This window comes from Caballeronia sp. LjRoot29 (genome assembly GCF_964252755.1).
Taxonomy (GTDB): domain Bacteria; phylum Pseudomonadota; class Gammaproteobacteria; order Burkholderiales; family Burkholderiaceae; genus Caballeronia.
The window spans coordinates 104,695-114,328 of sequence record NZ_CAXUPU020000026.1 but is presented as its reverse complement, the minus strand read 5'-3'; the positions used below and the strand labels follow the sequence as shown (position 1 = coordinate 114,328).

At 59.4% G+C, this 9,634-nt stretch carries 3 protein-coding genes and 1 pseudogene; 1 reads left to right on the top strand and 3 read right to left on the bottom strand.

The window, feature by feature from the left end; genetic code table 11:
• Positions 1-284: 284 nt before the first annotated feature.
• Together ACSQ83_RS24940 and ACSQ83_RS24935 are read right to left on the bottom strand one after the other, a co-directional pair.
• Positions 285-1,613, bottom strand: a pseudogene (locus ACSQ83_RS24940) (transposase); the annotation flags it as partial.
• A gap of 861 nt (positions 1,614-2,474) precedes the next feature.
• Entirely contained in the window at positions 2,475-4,154 is a 1,680-nt protein-coding gene (locus ACSQ83_RS24935) for a Na+/H+ antiporter (protein WP_436229965.1), read from the bottom strand.
• Positions 4,155-4,592: 438 nt separating this feature from the next.
• On the opposite strand from ACSQ83_RS24935, the gene ACSQ83_RS24930 reads away from it, so the two are divergent.
• Positions 4,593-5,912: a sensor domain-containing phosphodiesterase gene (locus ACSQ83_RS24930; protein WP_436229964.1), complete on the top strand. Its 1,320-nt coding sequence runs from the start codon at positions 4,593-4,595 to the stop codon at positions 5,910-5,912.
• A gap of 104 nt (positions 5,913-6,016) precedes the next feature.
• On the opposite strand, the gene ACSQ83_RS24925 is transcribed toward ACSQ83_RS24930, so the two are convergent.
• A complete protein-coding gene (locus tag ACSQ83_RS24925; protein WP_436229963.1) occupies positions 6,017-9,586 on the bottom strand; it encodes an indolepyruvate ferredoxin oxidoreductase family protein in 3,570 nt (1,189 codons plus the stop codon).
• Positions 9,587-9,634: the final 48 nt, after the last annotated feature.

The following is a 9,634-nucleotide window of genomic DNA, read 5'->3' as shown; positions in this document are numbered from 1 at the left end:
CGAACGGCGTGATCGTGCGAAGGTCCCCTGTACCTTGAAAGCTGCCGTTGAAGTAACAACGGGTCGAGGGCCCTTGTGGGTCGATGCTGTTGAAAAACAGCTGTTTTAAGCGCGACGAAAAAGTCCTGTGCTGCAACTTTGGTTTCACGTCGTCAGCAAACCTGGGAATTTGATAGAAGCTGCGACTATGTCGCTCGTCACGCAGTCGCAATCTCCATCTTGTCAACTTTGGCCATCAGTCGAATCGCCATTCGCCGTAGATTTTGTGCCGTTGCTGCCAGTCAGAACTCATCGTGCGCACCACTTGCCCCGCGCAGCCGCAAGCGCTCAAGCTTCAGTATCCTTTTGAGGTGCGCGAAGAGCATTTCCATCTTCTTCCGTTCACGTCGAGATTGTTTGTAGGCAGGTGTTGTCGCGATGCGTCTCGCCTCGTCCCGCGCAGCTTCGTGGATACTGCGCACGACCTTGCGAACCGGGGTTTTCGGACAGCAGCGTTCCTTCCGCGAACAGCCAGCGCAGTCGAGTTGGCTTGATCGATAGATAATCGTATCGGCCTTGGTGACGTGCGTACGCGAATTCTTGAATTGGCGACGCTCGCTGCGCAGCGCGTTCCCAGCCGGACAACGATACTCGTTGGCGATCTCGTTCCACTTAAACTCGCTGCTGGAGAATGCGTCGTCCTTGCGCGCGTACCTTTCCCAAACTGGGACGTGCGGTGCGATCTCTTTCTGCTCGACCATCCAGCCAAGCATCGCTGCAGTACCGTAGGCGGTGTCGCCTACAAGGCGAGCGGGCTTGAGACAACGCCGTTGTTCGACTCTATCAATCATCGTTTTCGTTGATTCGACCTCGTGGGTTCGGTTTGCGGGCGTCGCCTCAACGTCGATGATGATCCCCGCTTCCAGGTCGATCAGATAATTAGTCGAGTAGGCGAAGAACGCGGGGCCACCAGGCGCAGCGGTCCAGCTCGAGGCGGGATCGCTCAGGGATATCATCTTTGGGGGAGTAAGCGACTCTGCGGATTCAGCTGCGTCGGAAGCTACTGGATTGCTCTCTTCGAGGGCCTGGAGATACTCCCGCACGGCGCGGCTCTGTCTTGCGGTAGGCCCCCAGTCGATGGGATCTGTTCCCGGCATCGCGCTCGGGCGACTCGCATCGGCCTTGATAATACTTGCATCGATGGCGAATCCTTCACCCCTCACAAGCCCCTCGGCCATGCAACGGCCCAAGACGGACTCGAACACATGGCGTAAGACATCGCTGTCACGAAAGCGTCCATGGCGATTCTTAGAGAACGTCGAATGTTCAGGTACGGCATCGTCCAGACCCAGGCGGCAAAACCAACGATATGCGAGGTTTAGATGAACCTCTTCGCATAGCTTGCGCTCGGAGCGAATGCCGAAGCAGTAGCCCACGATCAGCATGCGGATCATGAATTCTGGATCAATCGAAGGTCGACCAATCGGACTGTAGAAAGGTGCGAGATGCTGACGCAAGTCGCCGAGATCGAGCGCCCGGTCGATGCCTCGCAGCAGGTGAGTTTGAGGCACGTGATTATCGAGGTTGAACGAGTAAAAAAGCTTGTCCTGCCCGCTATCCAGTTGACCCTTCATGACTATTCGCTCCTCGCTTATCAATACATAAAGGATACCTAACCATTAGCATAAAGGCGACTTTTTCAACAGAATCGACCGAACTGGGACGTTCAGCTTTTCCCCCAGGACGGACCCAGTGAAATGAAATTCGCGTGTACAGCCGCATCGAATGCACTGGGTCCAACGGGGCCTTGCTGCGAATTAAGAACTCGGACGATTTCGGGCCGGTTCGTTCCGTCCGCGCTAAGACTCTGTTGCGGGTTGCTCAAGAAGTTCGAAAACAGAGTGCCAGGAATACGGGAGCACACGAGCATACCCGCGCTGAATTTGAATCGTCACAACGACGGGTCGAAGGGCGCAGTGAGCCGCTTGGAAGCGCCGTTCGGTTTGCTTCCATCACTGGGTCCGCGTGTCGACGACACTGTGCAGTTGATTGTTGATAAATCGGACAAAGTGCAGTTTTAAACTTAAAGCCGGGCCCAAATACTGCCGGCGACTCGCACGTAAATGCAAGCCAATGCTTTAAACTCGATGCAAGTGATTGCTTAAAGTCGCACGTGATGTTAAGAAGCCCGCACGGCGCAAGCTGTGCGGGCTTCTTTGTCGTTGCGCTCGCAGTTGGACGCCGAAAACTCGTTCGTTATCCAGAAAAAACATCGAAAAAAAACCGCCCAGAGCCAGAGGCCGTGAGCGGACAAGATCGGAGAGTTACAACGACATCATGCACACTCATGGATTGCGCATGAGATGAAGTATGCGATGTTGAGCCTCGCGGGCAAATACGAAAACTCTTAAAAGTTCAGCAGGTTGATTCGTTGACGCTCATTGTGTCGTGGCTTAAAAAACGCAGCGGTTCAGGGCATGGCGAATCACAATCGGCTAAGCCGTGCTGCCTTTCTTCCGGTTCACAATCGCCGTCTCCGACAAATCGATTTCGCGCATCAGCTTGTTCAAGGTTTCATCGTTGATGGCCTGGCGCGTGCGCAACTTGAGCAACTCGGAACGCTCCGCCCTCAACGCCGCCATTTTCAGCTTCGTCTCCACCATCTCGCTTTGACGCGCGGCCCGACGGGGTTCCTCATCTTCGCCAAGCCCTTCAAGACGCCGCCGATACAAACTCATCACGCGCGCGGCTGTATCGGTGCATCGCGCCGATGCCGCTTCGTCCATCTGCTCGCTGAGATTTTCCTGTGCGGCATCGATAGCACGGATCGCAGCCTGCGCCGCATGCCGGCGCGCGATGCGTTCCTCGGCCGCGTGTGGATCGCCGCGTTTTTTCAGGCCATTCAGCAACAAGGGCAAACCAATCACGCCGATCAGCAATGACATCAGGATAGTTGCCGACGCGATGAAGACCGCGAGGTCGCGTCCGGGTAGCTCCGATCCGTTCGGCAACACCTCGGGTAAGGACAGCACGCCCGCCAGCGTGACCGCGCCACGCACGCCGCCGATGGTGGTCATCGCGACCGTGCGCACGCCCGGCACTGCGTTCGCGACGCCGTGTTTCGCCGCGCCGCGACTCGCGGCCCAGCGCAATACCCACACCCATCCAAACCGCAGCCCGTACAACGCGATCACCACAGCGGCGACATAGCCGAGCAGCAGGCCGACTTGCTGAAGACCATCGTGATGCGCTTCGATCAACGCCCGTCCGAGGATGTGCGGAAACTGCAGCCCGAGCAGGATGAACACCATGCCGTTGAACACGAACTCGATCATCGTCCACGTGCTCGTCATGCGGATGCGGGCCGCCGTGGGAATTCCCTCGCGCAAGCTCTGGAAGTTCATCATCATCCCGGCCGATACCGCCGCGAGAATGCCCGAGCAGCCGAAGCGCTCGGCAATGAGATACGCCGCGAATGGAATCAGCAGCGTCAGGACGACGCCGGCGGCGGGGTCGTCGTCTTCGGACATTTTCACAAGCCGCCCCGGAATCGATGTCACGAGCCAGCTGATTGCCGCGCCTATCACCAGGCCGCCGATCGCAATCATCACGAAACTGATTGCCGCCGCGCGCAACGAGAACACGCCCGTCAGCGCCGCCGCGATGGCAAATTTCAGCGCGACCAGGCCGGACGCGTCGTTCATCAGCGCCTCACCTTCGAGGATGTGCATCAGGTTCGCCGGAATGCGGCCCTTGCCGGCGATGCCGCTGAGCGCGACGGCGTCTGTCGGCGATAACACCGCTGCCAGCGCGAATGCGACCGCCAGCGGCATGGAGGGGATCATCACGTGCAGGAACCAGCCGAGCGCGCCCACGGTCATGAATACGAGGCCCAGCGCGAGCAGCAGGATCGCGCGGCGCTGCATGAAAAATTCGCGTTTGGGGATGCGCCAGCCGTCAGCGAACAAAAGCGGCGGGATGAAGAGCATCATGAACAACTCGGGATCGAACGTGACGTGCAGGCCTAAGCCCGGCCACGCGAGACACGCGCCTATCGCGATCTGGATAAGCGGCAGCGGCAGCGTGAAGGGCAATGCGCTGGGCAGCAGGCTGGTCACGAATCCGGACAGGGCGACCGCCAGCATCAGGATCAAGACGGTGAATACGATTTCCATAGATTTATGCGCATCCGGCAGGAGCGCGGCGAGTCGCTGGCGCCGCTCCCCTTTTTAACAAAGAAGGGGCAAAGTTTAGCTTGGCCGGGCTGAGTGGTCGCAGAAGGCGTGTTTTGACGATTCAGGCGGCTAAAGGGATTGCACTCTCCTGGTGCATTCGCACGCTGCGCTACGAACCCTGCGTCTCGTGGCGGTGCACATGCGAGCGAACGCTCATGAAACGCGTGGGCTTGCGTGAGCACGGAGCTTGCTTTATCGAAGGCGACGGGACGGGTAGATTCCGCTTCAGGATAATCGAGGGCAGTGTATGAAATCAGGACTGAGCGCGCCGGTTAAGCGATGTCGAGCGCAATCGATTGCGTTGAATGACCACGACCGCGATCAAGACCGGTTGCATGAACAAGGAACGCATGCGGGCATCGGGACGGGGAAGGCAAGATGGCAATAGCGAATCCTGACAAGGTGAAGCCGGTCTCGCCGCGGACATTCGAATTGAGCGTGACGTCGGGGTTCGACCGTTACTCAGTCGAGCACGGCGCGTGGACGCTGTCGAGCGTGTTTCAACCGGTGTTCAGCCTGTCGCATATGCGGGCAGTGGGCTACGAAGGTTTGCTGCGAGCGCACGACGCGCTTGATCGCGTTGTGTCTCCACTCGATGTCTTCGGCCAGGCCGCGCGCGTGGGCGAAGCGATGCAGGTCGATCGGCTGTCGCAGGCGCTGCATCTCGAGAATTTCAATGTGCTCGGTGCGGAGAACGAGTGGCTGTTTCTCAACGTTCATCCGGCTGCGTTGACCGAGCCGTATCACATGGCCGCGTTGCTGGCGAATCTCAAGCGCTTGCAGATCGAGCCGCGTCGCGTTGTGTTGGAGGTGCTGGAGCAGCGCGCTGACGACGTCGAAAAGCTCGCGGACGCCGTACAGCATTTTCGCGAGCATGGCTTCCTGATCGCGCTCGATGATTTCGGCGCGGGGCATTCCAATATCGAACGGATCTGGCAACTTGATCCGGATATCGTCAAGCTGGATCGCGTGATGTTGTCGCACGCCGCGCATTCGGCGCATGCCGTGCATGGGACGAGCCACTTGAAACATCGGCGCAATATGGAAGCCATTCTGTGCGGCGTGGTGTCGCTGCTGCACGAGGCCGGCAAGCTGGTGTTGATCGAAGGCGTGGAGACTGAGCACGAGGCGCAACTGGCGCTGTCGAGCGGCGCTGATTTTGTGCAAGGGTTCTTCTTTGGCCGGCCAAATCCAGGTCTCGCCGATGCCCCGCAGGCCCACACGTTGATGAGCGAGTTGACAGACCGTTTTCGGATGCAGACGGAGGCGAAGGAACGGCGCGTGGCGACGCGGCTGCAGCCGTATGTGCGGGCGTTTGAGCGCGCGGCGGAGCGGCTGGCGGCGGGGGAACAACTGGAGGAGGTGTGCTGGAATTTCCTCGCACTGGATAACGCGGCGCGGTGTTTTCTCCTCGATGCAAACGGCCGGCAAGCCGGGCGCAATGTGGTGCTGAGGGCCGATCGCGCGGCGCATGAGGCGCGGTTGTTGCCGCTTATCGATGCGCAAGGGGCGAACTGGCTGCGGCGGCCGTATTTTCGGGCTGCGTTAGGGGATCCGGATAGGGTTCATGTGACGAAGCCGTATTTATCGATTAACGAAGCGCTGCCGTGCGTGACGCTGTCGGTGGAGACGCGCATGGGCGGCCAACGGTGCGTGCTTTGTGGGGATATCGATTGGTTCGCGGAGGAGGAAGAGTAGGGCGTTCGTGTTCAATTGTTTCACGAAAAAGCCCGCGAGCGATTCGCGGGCTTTTCATTTTCGTGAGACGCGGCTTCGGCTATCTAATCGCCGACGGGATGGTTTTATTTCGCCACCACCACCGGAATGCCTCTCAATGCGCCGGCGCCTTTGACTTCATCGAGCGATGCTTTCACGTACTGCCCAGTCTGCACTTCAATCCCCAGCTTCACCCCAATATCCCGCTCGCGGCGCTTCACCATCGACAGATTCGCCAGCTTCACATGTCCATAACCGCGAATGCGTTCGTGCAATAACGCAAGCGTTTCGACATCTTTCGCGTTATCCGGCTTCATGACGTCAAGCGCATGGCGAATCGTGATTTCATAGTCTCCGGCCAGCTCGCGTTCCATCTTCCGTTCAAGCAATTTACCGAACGGATCGATAACAGTGCCGCGCAATCCACGCACCTTCGACATCATTCCAAGCACCGGCCACAACCATTGCCCGAACGTCATCTTGCGAGGCTGGCCGCCATTCTTCGCCTTCGATAAAACCGGCGGCGCCATATTGAATTTCACCGCGAAATCCTGACCGGCCGTGCCTTCGAACTGCGCTTCCAGTGCAGCGCGGAATGCCGGGTCAGTGTGAAGCCGAGCCACTTCGTATTCGTCCTTCACCGCCAGCAGCCGATAAAACGTCGAAGCCACCGCGCGCGTCACGGCATCGTTGTGATGCGCCGCCGCAGCCGACACCAACGCGCGATATCGCGTCACATAACTCGAACCGCCGTAAGCCAGCAACCGCGCTTCACGATCCGCGATCAACTTGTCCAGCGGCATCGCAGCCATCTCGACTCGTGGCGTAACTGCAGATTTACGCAACGCTTCCAACGCGTCCATATCCGCTGCAGCCAGTCGTCCGATAGCAAACGCCAGCTTGTTCATCGGCACGGCGACGTTGTTCAACTCAATCGCGCGCATCAACGCGGCATGCGAGACCGGCACTAGTCCAAGCTGCCACGCGTAACCCAGCATGAGGATATTCGCGCCGATGGTGTCGCCGAGAAAACGCGTCGCCAAAGCCTGCGCGTCGCACGTGTTCATGCGCTCAGCGCCCGCCGCATGCTGCATCTTTTCCAGCAGCGATCCGGCGTGAAGGTTCGCGTCGGGGTTCTGCACAAACGTCGCGTTCGGAATCGCGTGCGTGTTCACGACAATCCGCGTGCGCCCGTGACGCACCGTTTGCAGCGCGTCAGCGCTTGCACCGACGACCATGTCGCAGGCGAGCAGCACGTCGGCTTGTTGCGTATCAATGCGCACCTGGTTCAGCAAGGCATCGGTTGACGCGAAGCGCACGAACGACAGCACCGCGCCGCCCTTCTGCGCAAAGCCCATGAAGTCGAGCACCGACGCGCTCTTGCCCTCCAGATGCGCGGCCATGCTGATCAGCGCACCGACCGTCACCACGCCCGTGCCGCCAACGCCGGTAATCAAGATATCGTACGGTGCATTATCGAGTTCGAGCCTGGGTTCCCGCAACGCATCGACGCGTGCCGAGAGCGCGTCAGGATCGAAGACATTGCCCGCTGCTTTCTTGAGCTTCGCGCCTTCGAGCGTGACGAAGCTCGGGCAGAAACCGTTCACGCACGAGTAGTCCTTGTTGCACGACGACTGGTCGATCCGGCGCTTGCGTCCGAGTTCGGTTTCAACCGGTTCCACCGATAAACAATTGCTCTGCACGCCGCAATCGCCACAGCCTTCGCACACGGCTTCATTGATGAACAGGCGCTTGTCGGGATCGGGAAACTCGCCTTTCTTCCTGCGACGGCGTTTTTCCGCCGCGCAGGTTTGATCGTAGATAAGGACGGTAACGCCCTTGATATCGCGCAAACGCCGCTGGACATCGTCGAGTTCGCGCCGATGGTGGAACGTCGTCCCCTTCGGAAACTGATCGTGATGACCGTCGTATTTCTCGGGTTCATCGCTGACTACAACGAGCGTCGCAATCCCTTCCGCTTCGACTTGCCGCGCGATTTGCGGCACGGAAATGCTGCCGTCGACGGGCTGGCCGCCGGTCATCGCGACGGCGTCGTTGTACAGGATCTTGTACGTGATGTTCGCCTTCGCCGCAGCCGCCTGACGAATAGCAAGGATTCCTGAGTGAAAGTAAGTGCCATCGCCGAGATTCTGGAACACGTGCGGCGTTTTCGTGAACATGGAATGCGACGCCCAATCCACGCCTTCTCCGCCCATCTGGATCAAGCCGGTTGTATCGCGTTCCATCCACGACGCCATGAAGTGGCAGCCGATTCCCGCTTGCGCAATCGAACCCTCAGGCACTTTCGTCGATGTATTGTGCGGACAGCCCGAGCAAAAATACGGCGTGCGTTTGACGGCATCGGCGGCGTTCGACAGGATTTGCGGCGCGACGAGATCGACGACTTTATCGCGGCGATCCAGCGCGGGTTTGTGCCGCGCGAGCCAGTCCGCGAACACAGGCAGCACGCGCGATGGGCGCAATTCGCCCAAAGCGCTCAGCAGCGTCGCGCCGTCCTGCGCGTTCTTGCCGACCACGATCGGCCGCGCGCCTTGCGTCCGGTTATACAAATGGTCCTTGATCTGCTGCTCGATCACGGGGCCTTTTTCTTCGATCACCAGGACTTCGGAAAGACCTTCGACGAAGATATCGAGGCGCGTGGTTTCGAGCGGAAACGATAAACCTACTTTATAGATGCGCACGCCGGCGGCATCGAGGTCATCGACGGTCAGATCCAGCCGACGCAACGTTTCCATCAAGTCGAGATGCGCCTTGCCGCACGTCACGATGCCGACGTTCGCGTGACGGCTCGGAGCGATCCATTTATCGATGGAACGGGTTTTCGAAAAGTACCGCACGGCGTCGAGTTTCGCGGCAAGACGCGCTTCAATGGTCAAGCTCGGCAAGTCGGGCCAGCGATTGTGCAGGCCGCCTTCGGGCGCGACGAAACCCTCCGGCGCCGGCCAGACGGTCTGGAACGCGTCGAGGTCGACGGTCGACCCGGATTCCACCGTCTCCGATATCGCCTTGTATCCCACCCACGCGCCCGAAAAACGCGACAACGCCCAGCCGTAGAGACCGAACTCGAGCATATCGGCGATATTCGATGGATTCACCACCGGCATGTGCCAGGCGATCATCGCCTGATCGGACTGATGCGGCATGGACGACGACACGCAGCCGTGATCGTCGCCCGCGACCACCAGCACGCCGCCGTGCGGCGACGAACCGTATGCGTTGCCGTGCTTGAGCGCATCGCCGGCGCGATCGACGCCCGGGCCCTTGCCGTACCACATCGCAAAGACACCCTCCACGGTCCGCTCCGGGTCCGACTCCACCCGTTGCGTGCCCAGCACGGCCGTACCGCCAAGTTCCTCGTTGATCGCGGGAAGAAAACGCACGTCATGCGACGCGAGCAGTTTTTTCGCTTTCCACAATTGCTGATCGACCATGCCAAGCGGCGATCCACGATAACCGCTGACAAATCCCGCCGTGTTCAGCCCGGCTGCCCGATCGAGCTGGCGTTGCATCAGGACGAGCCGAACCAATGCCTGCGTGCCGGTGATGAAAATGCGGCCGTGCTCGGCGTTGAGGTTATCGGTGAGTTGGTAGCTTGCTAGCGGAGGGTTATCTGAAAAAGGCACACGCGCGTTCATGGATGAGGCTCCAGCGTTTTATCGATGAATTGAGAGGATGTCGCCATT